At 72.9% G+C, this 18225-nt stretch carries 16 protein-coding genes; 10 read left to right on the top strand and 6 right to left on the bottom strand.

Annotated elements, in window-relative coordinates; translation table 11 throughout:
* Positions 1-330: 330 nt before the first annotated feature.
* The 3 genes from AC07EJ_RS19930 to AC07EJ_RS19940 all read left to right on the top strand — a co-directional run bounded on the left by AC07EJ_RS19930 (position 331) and on the right by AC07EJ_RS19940 (position 2584).
* On the top strand, positions 331-1608 hold the full coding sequence (locus AC07EJ_RS19930; RefSeq protein WP_389482170.1) for a DUF1906 domain-containing protein: 1278 nt from the start codon (positions 331-333) through the stop codon (positions 1606-1608).
* A gap of 89 nt (positions 1609-1697) precedes the next feature.
* Complete coding sequence (locus tag AC07EJ_RS19935) at positions 1698-2120, top strand: DoxX family protein (protein ID WP_389482172.1); 423 nt, start codon at positions 1698-1700, stop codon at positions 2118-2120.
* Entirely contained in the window at positions 2117-2584 is a 468-nt protein-coding gene (locus AC07EJ_RS19940) for a peroxiredoxin (protein WP_389482174.1), read from the top strand. Before AC07EJ_RS19935 ends, AC07EJ_RS19940 begins: the two co-directional genes overlap by 4 nt.
* A 79-nt stretch (positions 2585-2663) precedes the next feature.
* Here the strand turns inward: AC07EJ_RS19940 and AC07EJ_RS19945 are convergent, their stop codons facing one another.
* A complete protein-coding gene (locus AC07EJ_RS19945; RefSeq protein WP_389482176.1) occupies positions 2664-3983 on the bottom strand; it encodes a radical SAM protein in 1320 nt (439 codons plus the stop codon).
* A gap of 60 nt (positions 3984-4043) precedes the next feature.
* Positions 4044-4736, bottom strand: a complete 693-nt coding sequence (locus AC07EJ_RS19950; RefSeq protein ID WP_389482178.1) for a pyridoxamine 5'-phosphate oxidase family protein — start codon at positions 4734-4736, stop codon at positions 4044-4046.
* Positions 4737-4863: 127 nt separating this feature from the next.
* On the opposite strand from AC07EJ_RS19950, the gene AC07EJ_RS19955 reads away from it, so the two are divergent.
* The 6 genes from AC07EJ_RS19955 to AC07EJ_RS19980 all read left to right on the top strand — a co-directional run bounded on the left by AC07EJ_RS19955 (position 4864) and on the right by AC07EJ_RS19980 (position 12522).
* A complete protein-coding gene (locus tag AC07EJ_RS19955) occupies positions 4864-6099 on the top strand; it encodes an ROK family transcriptional regulator (RefSeq protein ID WP_389482181.1) in 1236 nt (411 codons plus the stop codon).
* A 49-nt stretch (positions 6100-6148) separates the two neighbouring features.
* Positions 6149-9043: a glycoside hydrolase family 2 TIM barrel-domain containing protein gene (locus tag AC07EJ_RS19960; protein ID WP_478884622.1), complete on the top strand. Its 2895-nt coding sequence runs from the start codon at positions 6149-6151 to the stop codon at positions 9041-9043.
* 136 nt (positions 9044-9179) lie between these two features.
* Positions 9180-10100 (top strand): SAM-dependent methyltransferase, encoded by a 921-nt coding sequence (locus AC07EJ_RS19965; protein WP_393582937.1) that lies wholly within the window; start codon positions 9180-9182, stop codon positions 10098-10100.
* 35 nt (positions 10101-10135) lie between these two features.
* Complete coding sequence (mmuM, locus tag AC07EJ_RS19970; protein WP_393582939.1) at positions 10136-11059, top strand: homocysteine S-methyltransferase; 924 nt, start codon at positions 10136-10138, stop codon at positions 11057-11059.
* 145 nt (positions 11060-11204) lie between these two features.
* Positions 11205-12041 (top strand): oxidoreductase, encoded by an 837-nt coding sequence (locus AC07EJ_RS19975; RefSeq protein WP_478884623.1) that lies wholly within the window; start codon positions 11205-11207, stop codon positions 12039-12041.
* A 67-nt stretch (positions 12042-12108) separates the two neighbouring features.
* Positions 12109-12522, top strand: coding sequence for a VOC family protein (locus tag AC07EJ_RS19980; protein ID WP_389482191.1), 414 nt, complete (start codon positions 12109-12111; stop codon positions 12520-12522).
* On the opposite strand, the gene AC07EJ_RS19985 is transcribed toward AC07EJ_RS19980, so the two are convergent.
* Both AC07EJ_RS19985 and AC07EJ_RS19990 read right to left on the bottom strand, forming a co-directional pair.
* Positions 12519-13703, bottom strand: a complete 1185-nt coding sequence (locus AC07EJ_RS19985) for a M20 family metallopeptidase (protein WP_389482193.1) — start codon at positions 13701-13703, stop codon at positions 12519-12521. The genes AC07EJ_RS19980 and AC07EJ_RS19985 overlap by 4 nt on opposite strands.
* Positions 13700-15148 (bottom strand): MFS transporter, encoded by a 1449-nt coding sequence (locus AC07EJ_RS19990; RefSeq protein ID WP_389482195.1) that lies wholly within the window; start codon positions 15146-15148, stop codon positions 13700-13702. Before AC07EJ_RS19990 ends, AC07EJ_RS19985 begins: the two co-directional genes overlap by 4 nt.
* A 112-nt stretch (positions 15149-15260) precedes the next feature.
* On the opposite strand from AC07EJ_RS19990, the gene AC07EJ_RS19995 reads away from it, so the two are divergent.
* Positions 15261-16277 carry an Lrp/AsnC family transcriptional regulator gene (locus tag AC07EJ_RS19995; RefSeq protein ID WP_389482197.1) on the top strand — a complete coding sequence of 339 codons (1017 nt, stop codon included), beginning with the start codon at positions 15261-15263 and terminating at the stop codon, positions 16275-16277.
* A 14-nt stretch (positions 16278-16291) separates the two neighbouring features.
* Here the strand turns inward: AC07EJ_RS19995 and AC07EJ_RS20000 are convergent, their stop codons facing one another.
* Both AC07EJ_RS20000 and AC07EJ_RS20005 read right to left on the bottom strand, forming a co-directional pair.
* Positions 16292-16984, bottom strand: coding sequence for a helix-turn-helix domain-containing protein (locus AC07EJ_RS20000; protein ID WP_389482276.1), 693 nt, complete (start codon positions 16982-16984; stop codon positions 16292-16294).
* A 51-nt stretch (positions 16985-17035) separates the two neighbouring features.
* On the bottom strand, positions 17036-18211 hold the full coding sequence (locus AC07EJ_RS20005; protein ID WP_393582944.1) for a YihY/virulence factor BrkB family protein: 1176 nt from the start codon (positions 18209-18211) through the stop codon (positions 17036-17038).
* Between the last annotated feature and the right edge of the window lie 14 nt (positions 18212-18225).

Here is an 18225-nt window from a genome sequence, read left to right on the forward strand (position 1 = left end):
CCGTCACAACGACAGCCATCGGTCAACACCTCCTGGAATACGCCTCTGCATACGGTGGCCATGGACCACCGCCGGAACGGTTCGGAGACTAGCTCAGGCAAGAGCCGCGGCACCAGGCATTTATCGCCCTCGCGCCCACACCCCCCAGACACCGGCCCACACCCCCCAGACACCGGCCCACAGCCCTGAGTCGGATACCGGGTGAGTGAGACTGCGGAGGGCGGATGACACCTCGTCACATCCCACGCGTCGTACAGCCTCCTCGCTGACCCGACGCGGTACACCTAGCGCTGCAGCCACCCTGATCCCCCCTCCGAAGAGGAGACCGTCGTGCAGCTTCGTCCGATCATCCGGCGCAGGCGCGGCCCGGCCGCCACCGCGGCGGCACTGTTCGTCGCACTGGGGGCCTTGTCCGCGGCGCCCGTCGGGGCAGCTCCGGCGCAGGCGCAGGACGGTGCACAAGTGGTGACGTACCACGGCTATCAGGTGCGGGTCCCGGCCACGTGGCAGGTCGTCGACCTCGATCGGCGCCCCGACACCTGCGTACGTTTCGACCGGCCCACCGTCTATCTCGGCCGGCCCGGCAACGGGTCGACGTGCCCGGCGAGGCTGGTCGGACGCACGGAGGGCCTGATCGTCGAACCGCTTGCCGGTCTGGACCCCCACCGTGTGACGCCCTCCACGGCACGCACCGCCGGTCATTCGGCCGTCGCTCCGGGCGCGGTCTCCACCAACGACGAGATCCAGGTCGCCGTCGAGAGCGCGGGCGTACTCGTCACCGCGGCGCACACCGATGCCAACGAGACCGCGGTACGCAAGGTCCTGGGGTCGGCGACCCTGACGGCGGGCGGCAGTCCCGCGCCGCTGCCGACGGCCCGTGCGGCGCGGACCGCGGCCGCCGCGGGGGCGCAGCCCGGCGAATTCACCGGCCCTGGCTTCGACGCCTGCACCGCGCCCTCCCAGAAGACGATGGACGCCTGGCGGGCCGACTCCCCGTACGGCGCCGTCGGCGTCTACATCAGCGGCCAGACACGAGCCTGCGCGCAGCCGAACCTCACCGCCTCCTGGGTGAGCAAGCAGACCGCGAAGGGGTGGCGGCTCATCCCGGTCGAGGTCGGCAGGCAAGCCCCCTGCACCACCTTCTCCAACAGGATGTCCGCCGATCCGGCCACCGCACGCTCTCAGGGCGCCGCTGCCGCCGTCGGCTCGGTGTCCGCCGCCCGGGCGCTCGGCATCCCGGCCGGGAGCGCCCTCTACAACGACATCGAGGGCTACGCCTCCACCGCCTCCTGCAAAGCGGCCGTCCTCTCCTACCTGTCCGGCTGGACCGAGGCGCTGCACGCCGGCGGCTATCTCTCCGGCTTCTACTCCGGCGCCTCTTCCGGTGTCCGCGACGCGGCGGCCGAGCACGACAATCCGGCGTACACGCGCGTCGACCACATCTGGTTCGCCGCGTGGAACGGCGCCGCCGCCACCGACGCGGGCAGCTACGTCCCGGCTTCCGCCTGGCCGGGCAGCCAGCGCATCCACCAGTACGCCGGTGACGTCCAGGAGACCTGGGGCGGCGCCAAGGTGAACATCGACCGCGACTATCTCGACGTCGGATAGGCCAGGGGCGACAGGGGCTCGGTCACGCAGGCTTCCCCAGCGCGCTTACTCCCGAGTAATATCGCGCGCCAGTCATCCGAGGAGGTTCCGTGCCCCGCCCCGCTTCCGGTTCCAGGCCCCGTTCCAGGGCCCGTTCGTCGTCCACACGCAAGTCCCTCGCGCTCGCCGGGCTGCTCGCCGGTGCCGGTGTGACGCACTTCGTCGCCCCGAAGTCCTTCGACGCCACGGTGCCCCGCGCGCTGCCGGGCTCCGCTCGCGCGTGGACGTACGCGAGCGGCGCCGTCGAGCTCGCGCTGGCGGCCGGAATCGCCCTGCCGTGGACGCGCCGCAGGGCCGCCCAGGCCACGGCCGCGTTCTTCGTGGGCGTCTTCCCCGCCAATGTGCAGATGGCGGTCGACTGGCGCGACAAGCCCGCGCCGCTGAGGACCGCGGCCCTCGTGCGGCTCCCCCTTCAGGTGCCGCTCGTCCTGTGGGCGCGCGGTGTGGCCAAGGCCCAGGAGGCCGGATCATGAGCAAGCGCGTCGAAGTGGGCGACACCGTCGAGGACTTCACCCTGCCGGACGAGAGCGGCGTTCCGACGCGGCTGTCCGAGCTGCTGAGCGAGGGGCCCGTCGTCCTGTTCTTCTACCCGGCCGCCATGACGCCCGGGTGCACGGCCGAGGCCTGTCACTTCCGGGATCTCGCGGCCGAGTTCGCGGCCGCCGGCGCGCGGCCCGTGGGCGTCAGCGGAGATCCGGTCGAGCGCCAGGCGGAGTTCGCCGGGAAGCACACGCTCGGCTTTCCGCTGCTCTCCGACCCGGAGGGCGAGGTCCGCGAGCGGTTCGGGGTCGCGCGCGGCTTCTCGATCGCGCCGACCAAGCGGGCCACGTTCGTACTCGGCCAGGACCGCGTCGTCCTCGAAGTGGTCCGCAGCGAGTTCCGGATGAGCGCCCACGCCGACCGCGCGCTCGCGGTGCTGCGCGAGCGGGCGGCCTGACCACGCCCGGACCGACCGCCCGGACAGAACGCCCGGACCGGGCGGGCGTGCGGCAGGCACCCGCGCCCGGTACTCGCGGCTAGCCGGCCGGCGCGGTCTCCGGCGCGAGGCTGTCCATGAAGGAGCTGACGGAGAACACGGCGCGGCCGGCGCCCGCGGGGCCGTAGCCGGGAGGGGAGGAGAGGCCGAACTCCTCCATCGTGGAGCGGTAGGCCTGCAGGAGCCTGATGTGGTACTCCAGCGGCGCGCCCTGCGGGTTGGCCTTGCCGAGCGGGGTGGTCGGCTCGGGGCACCAGGTGGTGAAGCGGGGCGTGATGCCGTGCGACATGAAGAAGCGCAGGCCCTCGGTGGTGGAGGCGATGGCCTCGTCGACCGTCGTGAAGCCGGACGGGGCGGCCATCTCGACGCCCGCGACGAAGTTCGGGATGACGTTGCGCGCGCCGAAGACGTCCGCCGAGTCGAGGATGCGCTTGTGCCACTCGTCGCGGCCGACGTAGCGCTCCTTGCCGGGGCAGTACAGCTCGAACAGGCGGCGGTCCCACACCTCGTAGTTCGGGTGGTAGATCTGCACGCCGTAGTCCTTGAAGCGCTGCACGTCGTCCTTGGGCAGCGCCTGCGCGACGACCTTGCCGATCCAACGGCCGGGGAAGTGCTCCTCGATGGCCTTGGCGTACAGGCCGTAGAAGTCGGCCTCGTCGCGGCCCTGGAGCTTGGAGGTGATCGCGCCGCCGGTGAGCGTGTAGGCGGTGGAGGCCTTCGCGGTGTCGTACTGGTCGATGATCGAGAGCGCTTCGAGGACCTCGTCGACGTCCTTGACGCCCGTGTACGGACGGCCGGCCGCCTTGTGCTGGCGCCAGTTGTGGTTGATGTCGCAGTACTGGCACTCCTCCTTGGCGCCGAAATACTGGCAGACGCGGAAGACGGTCAGGTAGATCAGGTAGCCCCACTGGATGGTGGGGGCCACCTCCATGACCGACTTCCCGTTGGAGAGCTTGTGCCGGTAGTACTCCGGCATCGGCGGGACGCCGACGTCCGAGATCCGCTTCCCGTCGAGGTAGAGGCCGAGCACCCCGCCCTCGTCGGCAGCGACGCGGTAGGGCGACGAGGGGTTCACGCGGACCGAGACGACCGTGCGGCGCAGGTCGTACGGGCCGCCGGTGAGGATGATCTCCTCCGGCGGGCGGCGCAGCGCGGCCTCGCCGAGTTCGGGGAGCGTGCCGTGGTCGAAGGAGAAGATGAAATAGGACTTCGGCTTGACGTCACCGGACTCGTTGTCGCTGAGCGCGGACTTGTCGAAGGCCACGCCGCCGCGCAGCAGGTCCTCCTTGAACACCGCTTCCCGCGGCACGTGCGGGAAGCGCTCCATCAGGTCCTCGACCAGCGCCGTGCGGCTCTGCATCCCGTTCTCCTCGCTCCAGAACCAGTGCTCGAGAACTCACGGTATGCCCCTGCTTGCCGGTCAGCCCTGCCGGGTCCCCGCGCGCGCCACGATGTGTGCCGGGGCGGTGATGCCGGGCGGCAGCAGCGGGTCGGCGGTGGGTGCGCCCCAGCGGGAGGTCAGGGGCAGGGTGCCGGCCCAGAGGCCGAGGGCGGCGTCGGGCCCGTCGCCGTCGTCGGGGGCACCCGTACGGATCTTGACGGAGGCCTCGTCGAGGGACATTACGAGGAGGGCCGTGGCGGCCAGCTCCTTGCGGCTCGGCTGCCGGGCGTACGTCCACTGGCCCGGGGTCGCGTGCTCGGTGAGGCGGCGCAGGCCCGCGAGTTTCTCGTCGGGGTCGGTGACCGTGCGCGGTACGCCGTGGATCATCGCGCTGCGGTAGTTCACGCCGTGCTCGAAGACGGAGCGGGCGAGGACCAGGCCGTCGACGTGAGTGACGGTCACGCATATCGGCGCGTCGGGTTCGGCGGCCAGGCTGCGGCTCGCCACCGATCCGTGCAGATACAGCTGGGAGTCGTCGCGGCCGTAGACGGTGGGGACGACGACGGGGCGGCCGTCGACGAGGACGCCGAGGTGGCAGACGAACCCCGCGTCGAGGATCGCCTCGAGATCGGTGCGTTCCAGGCTGCCCTGCTCGCGGAGCCTGCTGTGGCGGGTGCGGTCGGTCTGCGGGAGCGTGCGCGACAGCGTTGTCGCGTTCTCGGTCTGGGTCATGCGGTCGGACGGTACTCCGTGGCGATCACCCCCTCGCGGGCGGGGACTTTTGACAACCCCTTTTCTAACCCCTTGTCGAAAGGGTCCGGGCAGCCGTAGCGTCGAAGCCGGCCGAGGAGGGAACACGGTGAAGCGCACATCTCGCGACATCAGGACGGCGAACCGGTACGCGGTGCTGCGCCACCTCATCGCCAAGTCCCCTGCTTCCCGGGGCGAGTTGGCGGCGAGTGCCGGGCTCAGCCAGGCGACGGTCGCCACGCTCGTGGGTGAGCTCACCGCTCTAGGCCTGTTGGTCGAGGTCGGCTTCGAGGAGTCCGCGGGCGGACGTCCGCGCTCGCTGGTCGCGGTCGACGCGGCGGGCGGCGCGCTCGTCGGCGTCGACGTGGCCGAGACGTACGTCCACGCGGAGCTCTTCGACCTCGCGCTGGGCGTCGTGGCGCGCGCCGAGGAGGAGTTGCGGCCCGGCGGGTCCGCCCCGGAGGAGGTCGTCGGCCGGATCGCGGCGGCGGTCAGGACCGCGGTCGAGAGCGCAGCCGCCGCGGACGCGCGCCGGCCGCCCCGGGTGCTCGGCGTGGGCGTCACGATGCCGGGGCAGGTCGACCGCGAGCGCGGCGTCGCCGTCCGCGCCGCGAACTTCGGCTGGCGCGACGTGCCCCTGACCGCGCTGCTCGCCGAGCGCCTCCCGTATCCGGTCCACCTCGACAACCCGCTGCGGGCGGCGACGGTCGCGGAGCTGTGGTTCGGCGCCGCGCGCGGGCGCGACGACGCCGTGGTGATCAACCTCGGTACGGGTGTCGGCGCGGGCCTCGCGCTCGGCGGGACCCTGCACCGCGGGGTCACGAACAGCGCCGGCGAGTGGGGTCACACGACGCTCGTCCTGGACGGGCGGCCATGCAGCTGTGGCGACGCCGGGTGCGTGGAGGCGTACGTGGGCGCGCCCGCCATCATGCGGACCCTGCGTGAACTCGCCCCGGACAGCCCGCTGTTGACCGATGACGAGCAGACCGCGACGATCGGCGCGCTCGGCCGGGCGGCCGCCGCCGGCGACCCGGTGGCCCTGCGGGTCGTCCGGGAGACCGCCCGCCATCTCGGCGCCGCCGTCGCCGACCTGGTGAATCTGCTCAACCCCGAAGTGATCGTGCTCAGCAGCTGGGTGGCGGCCGCGCTCGGTACGCCGCTGCTCGCCGAGGTGCGCGAGGCCGTCGCCCGGCACGCCCTGGGCAGCCCGTTCGCGGCCACCGAGATCGTCCTGTCCCCGATACCGACCGACCCCGTGTGCCTGGGCGCGGCGACCTTCGCTCTGGAGGGCGTCCTGTCGTCGCCTGGCCCGACCGGCACCACACTCACCGCGCACACGACCTGACCGTCGCAGCCACGTGACCGTCGCACAGACCTGACCGTCAAGGAGAACGATGTCCCTCCCCGAGGTGTCCCTCCCCGAGGAATCCGCACTCCCCTACTACGAGCAGGTGTCCCCCGGGACCGGCGGTGTCGCGCCGCGTTCCTGGTACGCCGCCTCCGACGCCAAGTCCCTGTCTCTCAACGGCCCATGGCGCTTCCGCCTCTCGGCGACGGCCGACGGCCACGACGAGTCCTTCGCCCGCCCCGGCCACGACGCGTCCGGCTGGGCGGATCTGACGGTGCCCGGACACTGGGTCCTCCAGGGCGACGGGGCCTACGGCGCACCGGCGTACACGAACACCGTCTACCCGTTCCCCGTCGACCCGCCCCGCGTCCCGACCGAGAACCCGACCGGCGACCATCTGCGCGTCTTCGACCTGCCGGACGACTGGCCGTCGTCGGGAGCGACCGTACTGCGCTTCGAGGGGGTCGAGTCGTGTGCGCGGGTCTGGCTGAACGGCGAGGAGCTGGGCGAGTTCAAGGGCTCGCGCCTGCCGCACGAGTTCGCCGTCCAGGGCTTGCTGCGCGCGGAGGGCAACGTCCTGGCCGTACGCGTCCACCAGTGGTCGTCCGGCTCGTATCTGGAGGACCAGGACCAGTGGTGGCTGCCCGGCATCTTCCGTGAGGTCACGCTGCTGCACCGGCCCGACGGCGCGGACGCCGACTTCTTCGTGCACGCCGCGTACGACCACGGCACCGGTCAGGGCACGCTGCGGGTCGAGGCGAGCGCGGGAGGCCGTGTGACCGTGCCCGAACTCGGCGTCGACGTGGCGGCCGGGGAGCCGGTGACGCTGCCGGTGGAGCCGTGGACGGCCGAGGCCCCGCGCCTGTACGCGGGTGAACTGGCCACGCCCGGCGGGGAGATCATCCCCTTCCGCGCCGGTTTCCGCACCGTCGTCGTGGAGGACGGCGTCCTCAAGGTCAACGGGAAGCGGATCCTGTTCCGCGGCGTCAACCGGCACGAGTTCCACCCGGAGCACGGCCGCACCGTGGACGAGGAGACGATGCGCCACGACGTCCTCCTCATGAAGCGGCACAACATCAACGCCGTACGGACCTCGCACTACCCGCCCCACCCCGCCTTCCTCGACCTGTGCGACGAGCTCGGCCTGTGGGTGATCGACGAGTGCGACCTGGAGACGCACGGCTTCACCCATGAGGGGTGGAACCGCAATCCGGTCGACGACGAGCGCTGGACCCCGGCGCTCCTCGACCGGGCCGCCCGCATGGTGGAGCGCGACAAGAACCACGCCTCGGTGGTGATCTGGTCGCTCGGCAACGAGTGCGGCACGGGCGCGGGCCTGACCGCGATGGCCGGCTGGATCCGCGACCGCGACCCGTCCCGCCCGCTGCACTACGAGGGCGACGCGTCGTGCGCCGACACCGACGTCTACTCGCGGATGTACGCGGACCACGCCGAGGTCGAACGCATCGGGCGGTACGAGGACGAGGGCCCCGAGGCGCGCCGCCAACTCCCGTTCATCCTCTGCGAGTACGCGCACGCGATGGGCAACGGACCCGGTGGACTCTCCGAGTACCAGCGCCTCTTCGAGACGTACGACCGGCTCCAGGGCGGGTTCGTCTGGGAGTGGATCGACCACGGACTCGCACACGAGCGGTACGGGTACGCGTACGGCGGTGACTTCGGCGAGGAGCTGCACGACGGCAACTTCGTCTGTGACGGTCTCCTCTTCCCCGACCGCACGCCGTCGCCCGGACTCGTCGAGTACAAGAAGGTGATCGAGCCGGTCCTGATCGAGGGCGACGGGACGGCCGGCACGGTCCGCGTCACGAACCGCCACGACTTCGCGGACCTCGGCGCGCTCGCCTTCACCTGGTCGTACGAGGTGGACGGCGCACCGGTGGAGTCGGGCCCGCTCGCCGTGCCCGCGCTCGCCCCCGGCGGGAGCGCGGACGTCAAGCTGCCCGCCCCGCCGGACGCGGCGCGGGGCGCACAGACGCAGTGGACGGTACGGGCGGCGCTCGCCGACGACACGGCGTGGGCGGACCGGGGTCATGTGGTCGCCTGGGGTCAACTCCCCGTGTCGGGGCGGCAGTCGGTGGCTCCCGCGAGCGGGGTGTCGCCGGTGCGGGACGCGGATGTCATCAGGCTCGGCCCGGCCGTCTTCGACGCGCGTACGGGCGAGCTGCGGACCGTCGGCCAGGTACCGGTCGCCGGGGTGCGCCTCGACGTGTGGCGGGCGCCGACCGACAACGACGACGGCGCCGACTGGCAGGCGGGCCGGCGGTTCGGCCCGCTGTGGCGCGCGGCCGGGCTGCACCGCATGCGGCACCGACTGGACCAAGTCGCTGTGGAATCAGGGGCGTTGACGGTACGGACGCGGGTGGCGCCCGCGGCCGGCCAGTACGCGCTGGCCACGGAGTACCGCTGGACGGCGGACGACGCGGGCCGCCTGACCCTCACGGTCTCGGTGACCCCCGAGGGCGACTGGCAGGTGCCGCTCCCCCGTCTGGGCGTCCGCCTCGGCCTCCCGTCGTCCGCGACGCACGCGCGCTGGTTCGGCGGCGGCCCCGGCGAGGCCTACCCGGACACACGGGCCGCGTCGCAGATCGGCCTGTGGGAGGCGTCCGTCGACGAGCTCCAGACGCCGTACGTGCGCCCGCAGGAGAACGGCGCGCGGGCGGATGTGCGCCGGGTGGAGATCGGCGGCCTGCGCATCGACGGCGAGCCGGAGTTCTGGTTCACCGCCCGGCGCTGGACGAGCGAACACCTCGACGCGGCCGGGCACCGCACGGACCTGGTGGCCGGGGACACGGTCTGGGTGAACCTGGACCACGCCCAGCACGGCATCGGCTCCCAGTCCTGCGGACCCGGCCCACTGCCGCAGTACGTGCTCGACGTGGCCCCGGCCACGTTCGCCTTCACGTTCTCGGCGGTGGACTGATCCAGGAGGCGCACGGCGGCGAAGGCCTGTTCCGTACCCGGGAGTTGAGGGTGCGGGCGGGCCGGAGTCGATCACGAACACATGCGCGTAGGCGCTAGGTTGTCCCCACTACGACCAGCTACGAGGGATGGCCTTCATGGGCGACGACGCTCCCACGCACGACTCCGCCGAGCAGCTGCACAAGCGGATCGACAGCTCGAAGGCGCACCCGGCGCGGGTGTACGACGTCTTCCTCGGCGGCAAGGACAACTACGCGGCCGACCGGAACGCGGCGGCCGCCGCCCTCGCGGCGAACCCGCGCGGCTACCTCGACGTGCGGCACAACCGCGACTTCATGCGGCGCTCGGTGAACTACCTGACGCGTGAGGCGGGCCTGCGCCAGTTCCTCGACATCGGCACGGGCCTGCCGACGCAGGAGAACGTCCACCAGGTCGCCCAGCGCATCGCCTCCGAGGCGCGGATCGTCTACGTCGACAACGACCCGGTGGTCCTCGCGCACGCCCGCGCCCTCCTGGCGAGCGGCCCCCAGGGCGCGACGTCCTACATCGACGCGGACCTGCGCGATGCGGCGAAGATCCTCCAGGAGGCCGCGAACACCATCGACCTGGACGCGCCGCTCGCGCTCGGTCTCGTGGCGATCCTGCACTTCATCGAGGACGCGGAGGCGTACGACATCGTGCGCACGCTGGTGGAAGCGCTGCCCGTGGGCAGTGCGCTGTTCCTGAGCCACCTCACCTCCGACCTGAACGCCGAGAAGATCGCCAAGGTGGCCGAGACGTACCACGAGCGGGGCTTCACGTTCGTCCTCCGCTCGGCGGCCGAGGTCCGCCGGTTCTTCACGGAGAGCGGCCTGGAGATCGTCGAGCCGGGCATCGTGCCCGCCCACCACTGGCGCCCGGACCACGTCGCCGACCACGACACCGACCGCGCCGCCGCCGGTCACGACGAGGCGTACGTGGCGAGCCTGGACCCGATCGAGCAGACGATGTACCGCGACATCAACGACGTCACCGACGAGGACATCAACGTGTACGCGGCAGTCGCCTTCAAGCGCTGACCCCCTCCCGGCTCCACCGGGGTTAGCGTCGGTGTATGACGTCCCCCTCGTCACCCTCGCTCGCCGGAGCCCTCGCCGCAGGACCGGTCGTCCTGGACGGCGGGCTCTCCAACCAGCTGGAGTCCGCCGGGTACGACCTGAGCGACGCGCTGTGGTCGGCGCGGCTGCTCGCCGAGCGGCCCGAGGCGATCGTGGCCGCGCATCTCGCGTACTACGAGGCGGGGGCCTCGGTGGCGATCACGTCGAGCTACCAGGCGACGTTCGAGGGGTTCGCGCGGCGGGGGATCTCCCGTGGGCGCGCCGCCGAACTGCTCGCCCTGAGCGTCGAGTCGGCGCGCGAGGCGGCCCGTCGCGCGGCGGCGAAGGGGGTGCCGGGTCCGCTGTGGGTGGCCGCGTCGGCGGGCCCGTACGGGGCGATGCTCGCCGACGGTTCGGAGTACCGGGGCCGCTACGGCCTGACGGTGGCCGAGCTCGAAGCCTTCCATCGGCCCCGGCTGGAGGTCCTCGCCGCGGCCGGGCCCGACGTCCTCGCCCTGGAGACCGTGCCGGACACGGACGAGGCGCGGGCGCTGCTGCGGGCGGTGCGGGGGCTCGGCGTCCCCGCGTGGCTGTCGTACAGCGTCGCCGGTGACCGGACGCGGGCCGGGCAGCCCCTGGAGGAGGCGTTCGCGTTGGCCGCCGACGCTGACGAGATCGTCGCGGTGGGGGTCAACTGCTGCGCCCCCGAGGACGTGGGGCCCGCGGTGGCGCTGGCCGCGCGTGTCACCGGGAAGCCGGTGGTGGCCTATCCGAACAGCGGTGAGTCCTGGGACGCGGGGGCTCGCGCCTGGCGGGGCGCGGCCACGTTCACGGCGGACCGCGTGGCCGGCTGGGAGCGGGCCGGGGCGCGGCTGATCGGGGGCTGCTGCCGGGTGGGCCCGGACCGGATCGCGGCCCTCGCCGCGGCGGTACGTCACTGAGCGGCGCGGGTGGCCTCCCGTGCGGCCCGCGCATAATCACGGACGAGCGGCCCGCCGGTCGCCGTCGCGCGAGGTCTTGGACGGGCCACCGGTTCCGGCGAGAGGGTTGATCCAACGGGATCACACTTTGCACAGGGAGTTCGAGATGGCGAAGGTATGGCTGGTCACAGGTGCGAACAGCGGCTTCGGGCGGGCGATCACCGAGGCGGCCGTCGCCGCAGGCGACGTCGTCGTGGCCACCGCGCGCAACACGTCGGCCCTGGCCGACCTCGTCGCGGCCCACCCCGACCAGGTCGAGGCACTCACCCTGGACGTGACGGACACGGCCGGTATCGAGGCGGCGGTGGCGGACGTCGTCGCGCGGCACGGCCGGATCGACGTCCTGGTCAACAACGCGGGCCGCAGCCATGTCGGAGCCGCCGAGGAGACCACGGACGCGGAGCTGCGCGGCCTGTTCGACGTGCACTTCTTCGGGCCCGCGGCGCTGGTCCGCGCGGTCCTGCCGCACATGCGGGCGCGCCGTTCGGGGGCGATCGTGCAGATGAGCAGCATGGGCGGGCAGATGTCGTTCGCCGGGTTCTCCGCGTACAGCGGGACGAAATTCGCGCTCGAGGGCTTCTCGGAGGCGCTCGCGGCCGAGGTGGGGCCGCTCGGCATCAAGGTCCTCGTCGTGGAGCCGGGCGCGTTCCGCACGAGCCTGTTCGGCAACACGAGCGTCTCCGCGGAGCTCGACGGCTACGACGACTACGCAGACACGGTCGGCCCGACCCGGCCGATGGTCGGCGCCGGCGACGGCGAGCAGCCGGGCGACCCGGCGAAGGCCGCGGCCGCGATCATCACCGCGCTCGGGGCGGACGTGACGCCGCTGCACCTCCCTCTCGGCGACGACGCCGTGGACGCGGTCGTGGGCCACCTCGACGGGGTGCGCGCCGAGATCGGCGCCTGGGAGAAGGTGGCGCGGGGCACCGCGTTCAGCGACTGAGCGGGGGCGGCGGGCGGTGTCCGATTCGTTCAAGACCCGTGCGGGGGCGCGTGCCTACGGTGGGGCCATGACCGAGATCACCGCACGATTCGATGCCATCGGCGTCGTCGTCTCCGACATGGCGGCCGCCGTCACGTTCTACCGCCGCCTCGGCCTCGCGTTCCCCGAAGGAGCCGAGGAGCAGCCGCACGCGGAGGCCGTCCTGCCCGGCGGCCTGCGCGTGCTGCTCGACACCGAGGAGACCGTGAAGTCGTTCCACCCGTCCTGGCGGGCACCCGCCCGTGGCGCCTCCCGGCACGGGCTTGCCTTCGACTGCGGCGACGCGGCCGGGGTGGACGCCGTGTACGAGGAGCTGCTGGCCGCCGGGTACGGCGGCGAGCTCAAGCCGTGGGACGCGTTCTGGGGCCAGCGGTACGCCGTGGTCCTCGACCCGGACGGGAACGGGGTCGATCTGTTCGCACCGCTGGCCACCACGGGCTAAGAGGCGTCTGCCTGCCGCTTGCGCACCCCGTCGAGCAGCCGGTCGCGCTGTGCGTCGGACGTCGCGAGGTCGACGCCGACGAGGGCGAGGGCCGTGGCCCCGTCGAGCACCGCGAGGTCGGCGCCCGGGGTCTTGCCGTGGGCGGTGAACTCGGGGGTGTGCTGCTTGGCGCCGCCCGTGTCGTAGCCGACCGTGGGGTGGATGGTGGGGATGCGCTGCGAGACGTTGCCCATGTCGGTCGACGCCATCGTCTCGCCGTGCAGCGAGGTGACCGTACGGCCCAGCTCGGCGGCGGCCCGCGCGTAGGACCGGGTCATCTCCTCGTCCTGGCGCAGGTCGGCGAAGTCCCGTCCGTGCGTGCTCACTTCGAGCTCGGCGCCGGTGGCGAGCGCGCCCGCCTCGAAGCACGCCCTGACCCGCTGCCAGGCCTCCGCGAGCTGCTCCACGGTGCGGGCCCTGACCTCGTAGCGGGCGGCGGTGCGGGCCGGGATGACGTTCACGGCCTGGCCGCCGTCGGTGACGATGCCGTGCACGACGACGCCGGGCGGCAGCTGCTGGCGCAGGAGGCCGACGGCGGTCTGCGCGACGGTCATGGCGTCGAGCGCGTTGACGCCCTCCCAGGGAGCGAGCGCGGCGTGCGAGGGCCTGCCCCGGTAGGCGAGGTCCCAGGCGCCGATGGCCAGCGAGGAGGCGCCCACGGTGTCGGCGGGGGCGGCGTGCACCATCATCGCGGCGGCGACGTCGTCGAAGATCCCGGCGTCCATCAGGAGCACCTTGCCGCCGATGTCCTCCTCTGCGGGCGTGCCGATCAGCTTGACCGTGACGCCGAGTTCGTCGGCGACGGGGGCGAGGCCGAGGGCGGCGCCGACGGACGCGGCGCCGTTCACGTTGTGCCCGCAGGCGTGGCCGATGCCGGGCAGGGCGTCGTACTCGGCGCAGAACGCGATGACGAGGTCGCCGGTGCCATACGTGGCGACCACCGCGGTGGGCAGGTCGCCGGCGCCGCGGGTGACGGTGAAGCCGGCCGTTTCCATGAGGTCGGCGATCCGGGCCGCCGCGCGGTGTTCCTCCAGGGCGGTCTCGGGGTCGTCGTGCAGGGCGTGGCTGAGCCCCACGACGGGCTCGCGCCAGTTTCGTACGGCGCCGGTCACGGCCTTGCGCGCGGTCAGGATGTCGCTCATGCGAGGTCTCCGCTCGGGGCGAGGTGCTGTACGGGGGCGGCGTCGGCGCGGGGCGCGCGGTAGCGCAGGGCGAGGGCCGTGCCGACGACGGCGGCGCAGGCGCACGCGCCCCAGCCCCACAGGTAGCCGGACTCCGCGATGCGCGTGGTGCCGCGCACTGCGTGCGCGGTGAAGAAGCCGCCGATGACGGCGGCGCCGATGGCCGCGCCGAGGGAGAGGGCGAGTTCGTTCAGGCCGACGGCGAGCGCGGTCTCGTGCTCCTCGACGACCTCCGCCGACAGGGTCCGGGTGATCGATTCGAAGAGCCCGGTGGCCAGGCCCACGACCAGGGCGGACGTCACGTACTGGGCGAGGCTGTCGTGGAAGAGGGCCATGCCCAGGAAGCCGAGCGCGACGAGGACGCCGCCGGTGGCGAGCACGGCGCGGTCGCCGATGCTCCGGGCGAGGCGTGGGGTCAGCGTGGACCCGGCGAATCCGGCCGCGAGCATGGCGAGCGAGACGGTGGCGATCGCCTGCGGCCCCATGCCCATGCCGTAGCCGTTCTCGGACCGGTCGGAGCCGAGGAAGAGGGCGTTGGCGCCGAGGAAGCCGATCGTGCCGAACGCGGCGCAGAACGTGTAGCCGCTGACCATGGCGAGCCGCGGGTTGCTCAGCATGCGGACGCTGACCAGCGGGTTCTCGGACCGCCGCTCGACGGCCACCCAGGCCGCGAGGATGGCGACGGCCACGACGGCGAGGCCGATCGTGCGCACCGAGCCCCAGCCCCAGGTGCTGCCCTGCGCGAGGACGAGGACGAGCGCGACGAGGCCCGCGGTGAGCAGCGCCGCCGCGCCGTAGTGGAAGCGGCCGCCGCGCGGGATGTCGCTGTCCGGCAGTACGAGACCCGCGACGACGGCGAGCGCGGCGACGGGGACGGCGGTCCACAGCCCGGCCTCCGCGTGTCCCTCGCTGAGCGCGCCGGCCACGAGCCCGCCGACGCCGATCGAGAGGAGCAGGACGCCCACGAGGAGGGAGATCCCGGTGCGGTTCTGCTCGGGTGCGCGGGAGCGGAGGATGCCCACGAGGAGCGGGAAGAAGCCGACGACGGCGCCCTGGAGGCTGACGCCGACGGCGAGGGTCACGGCGGAGGGCCACGCGGCGATCAGGAGCGAGCCGCCCGCCACCATCGCGAGCGCCACCCGCAGCAGCTTGCGGTGTCCGTGCAGGTCACCGAGCCGGGACAGCAGCGGCGTCAGGACGGCGCAGGCGACCTGGAAGAGCAGGTAGATGTTGTTCTGCCCGACCGTCCCGATGTGCAGGCTCCGGCCGACCTCGGGGAGGAGCGGGGTCAGATAGCCCTGGACGATGCCGCTGAACAGGATGACGACGGCCATCGTCGCGACCATGGCCGGGCCGGCGCTCACCACTCTCGGCCCGCGTCCCGCTCCCGTTATGTGTGTGGACACACCTTCACCTCTGGATCTTCTGGTGGCCGGAACCGAATGTGGTGGCTACTGTGCGGGCCGAGGCACGGACGCCCCCGAATATTCATGGATTCGTACGTACGGAGTGCTTGTGATGCGAGAAACGGTCACCGCCAGCGAGCTCGACCTCGCTCTGGTGAACGCCCTCCAGCTGCGGCCCCGGGCGTCCTGGTCGGAGCTGTCACCGCTGCTCGGCGTGACCGCGAGCACGCTGGCGCGGCGCTGGGACCGGCTGACGCGGGCGGGGCTCGCCTGGGTGTACGCGGCGCCGGGCCGTGAGTTCACCCGCAACCGCTGCACGGCGTTCGTGCTGCTGCGGTGCCGGCCTCAGGAGCGGTCGCGGCTGATCGCCCGGCTGACCGCACTGCCGGAGGCGGTGACGATCGAGGTGACCGCTCCCGGCAGCTGCGACCTGCTGCTCGACGTGCTGGCCCCCGACCTCCCCTCGCTCAGCCGCTTCCTCACGCAGGAGCTGGAGCAGCTGCCGGGGATCGAGTCGGTCAGCGCCCTGCTCGCCACGTCGCTCTACGTCGAGGGCAGTCGCTGGCGGCTGCGCTCCCTCGACCCCTCGCAGCTCACTGCGCTCGTCGGTCAGAGCGCGGCGCAGGAGCCGGCGCGCGGGCTGGAACTCGACCCCGTGGACCGGGCCCTGCTCGGCGAACTCGTCCGTGACGGGCGGCTCGGCCTCGCCGAACTCGCCGAGCGCACCGAAACCAGCCCGCCCACCGTGCGCCGCAGGCTGCGCCGCCTCACGGACTCGGCGGTCCTGACGTTCCGCTGCGACATCGCGTCCGCGCTCGCCGGGCATCCGGTCCCGGTGTCGCTGCTCGGCCGGGTCCCCGCGCGGGACATCGGCACCGTCCACCGCACGCTCGCCGCGCTGCCGGAGTGCCGGCTGGTCGCGGCCGTGACGGGCTCCGCGAACATCTTCGCCACGCTGTGGGTGCACGACCTGGGTGACATCCAGCGACGCGAGACGGCGCTGTGCGCCCGGCTGCCCACGCTCACGGTGACGGACCGCGTCGTCGGCCTGCACACGGTCAAGCGCATGGGGCATCTGCTCGACGAGGAGGGGCGCCGGGTCGGGATCGAGCCGATCTCGCCCTGGTAGGGGCGGCGGCTTCGTCAGACGAGGCGGGTCAGCGGGACGCCCGCCAACTCCTTCACGTCGCGCGCCAGATGGGCCTGATCGGCGTACCCTGCCCGCGCGGCCGTCTCGGCGAGCGGCGCTCCCCCGCGGGCGAGCGCGAGGGCGCGCTGCAGACGCAGGACGCGGGCCAGGGTCTTGGGCCCGTAGCCGAACGCGGAGAGGGAGCGCCGGTGCAGGCTTCGGGGGCCGAGCCCCGCGCTGTCGGCGGTCTCGGCGACGGTGCGGCCCGCGCCGAGCGACGTCACGATGTGGGCGAGGACGGGGTCGGGTGGCGCGGCTCCCCGGTCGAGGGCCACGGCTTCGAGGGCGGCGGCCGGGTCCGGTGCCGCGTCGACGCGTTCGATGAGGCGCCGCACCTGGCCGGAGGGCCACAGGTCCGCGAGGTCGACGCGCCGGTCGCGCAGTTCGTGGGCCGGGACGCCGAGGACGGCGGGCGCGGTGCCGGGGAAGAAGCGGATGCCCGCGAACCGGGTGGCGCCGCTGATGCCGGACCGGTGGGCATGCGTGTCCGGTCCGGCGACGAAGAGGCGTCCCCCGGTCCACAGCAGGTCCATGCAGCCGTCGGGCAGGACGTCCGATTCGGGGCTTCGGCCGTCGCCGTCCGGGGTGACGGTACGGGTCCACAGGACCGCGCCCGCCACACTCCGAGCCGCCCTCTCCCGGTACACGTCAGCCACGTCTTCGAGGCTACGCCGCGTGCGCGGGGTGGCGTAGGCCGGTCAGTTGTGGTCGTGGCGGTCGTGGTCGCGCGGGTTGGGGTCCTGCGGATGGTCGCCGTTCTTGCGCACGTGCGTGCGCAGGCGGGACGACACGTCGTCCGGGGGCAGGAACTTCGACCAGCGCTCGGGGAACTCGGACGGCATGTCCGGGTCGTCCGCGTCGTCGGTGCCTCTGTGGCCCTCGCGGGCGGCGGAGCGGGCGATGTACTCCGCGGCCTGGGCGGTCCGCCACCGCTCGTTGGCGGCGCGGGCGACCGAGGTCGCGACGGACGGCCAGACCCGGTCGATGGCCGCGTTCACCGCGGCGCCGACGAGCACCGCGAACGCCGAGACGCCGATCCACAGGAGCACGGCGACGGGCGCGGCCAGGCCCCCGTAGATGGTGGGGCCCTCGATGGTGCTGGTGATGTAGAGGCGGAGCAGGAAGCTGCCCGGCACCCACATCGCGAGGGCCACGAGGGCGCCGGGTACGTCCTCGATCCAGGGCGAACGCACGGGCACGGACACGTGGTAGAGCGTCGTCAGGAAGACCACGGACAGGAGGAGGACGACGGGCCAGTACAGGACCTGGACCACGGTCTCCGACCACGGGACCAGGGCGATCACCGCGTCCGGGCCCGCGATCATCAGCGGCAGCGCGACCGAGCCGACGATCAGCGCGCCGAGGAACAGCAGGAAGGCGAGCAGCCGGGTCTTGACGATGCCGCGCACCCCGTCGAGCCCGTACATGACCGTCACCGTGTCGACGAACGTGGACACCGCGCGCGAGCCCGACCACAGCGAGAACAGGAAGCCGATGGAGATGACGTCCGGGCGGCCCTTCATCGCGTCGTCGAGGATCGGCCGGGCGATCTCCTTCACGCCCTGGTCGCTCAGGACGGCGCGCGACGCCTCCAGGATGTTGTCGCGGACGCCCGCGATCGTATGGGCGCCGGTCCAGGTGTCGACGTAGGCGAGCAGCCCGATGAGGGAGAGGAGCAGCGGCGGCACGGACAGGAGCGTGAAGAACGCCGCCTCGGCCGCGAGCCCCAGGATGCGGTATTCCATGCAGGAGTTGACGGTGTCCTTGAGCAGCAGCCAGGCGGTCCTGCGCTTCGACACATTGCGATAGAGGGCGCGGGCCCGGTGGAGTCGGCCTCTGCGTGGCCGATCGGGTGTTTCTTTTGCCTGGTGCACGTCCTTACCGTATC

It is taken from the genome of Streptomyces sp. NPDC045026 (assembly GCF_056432625.1).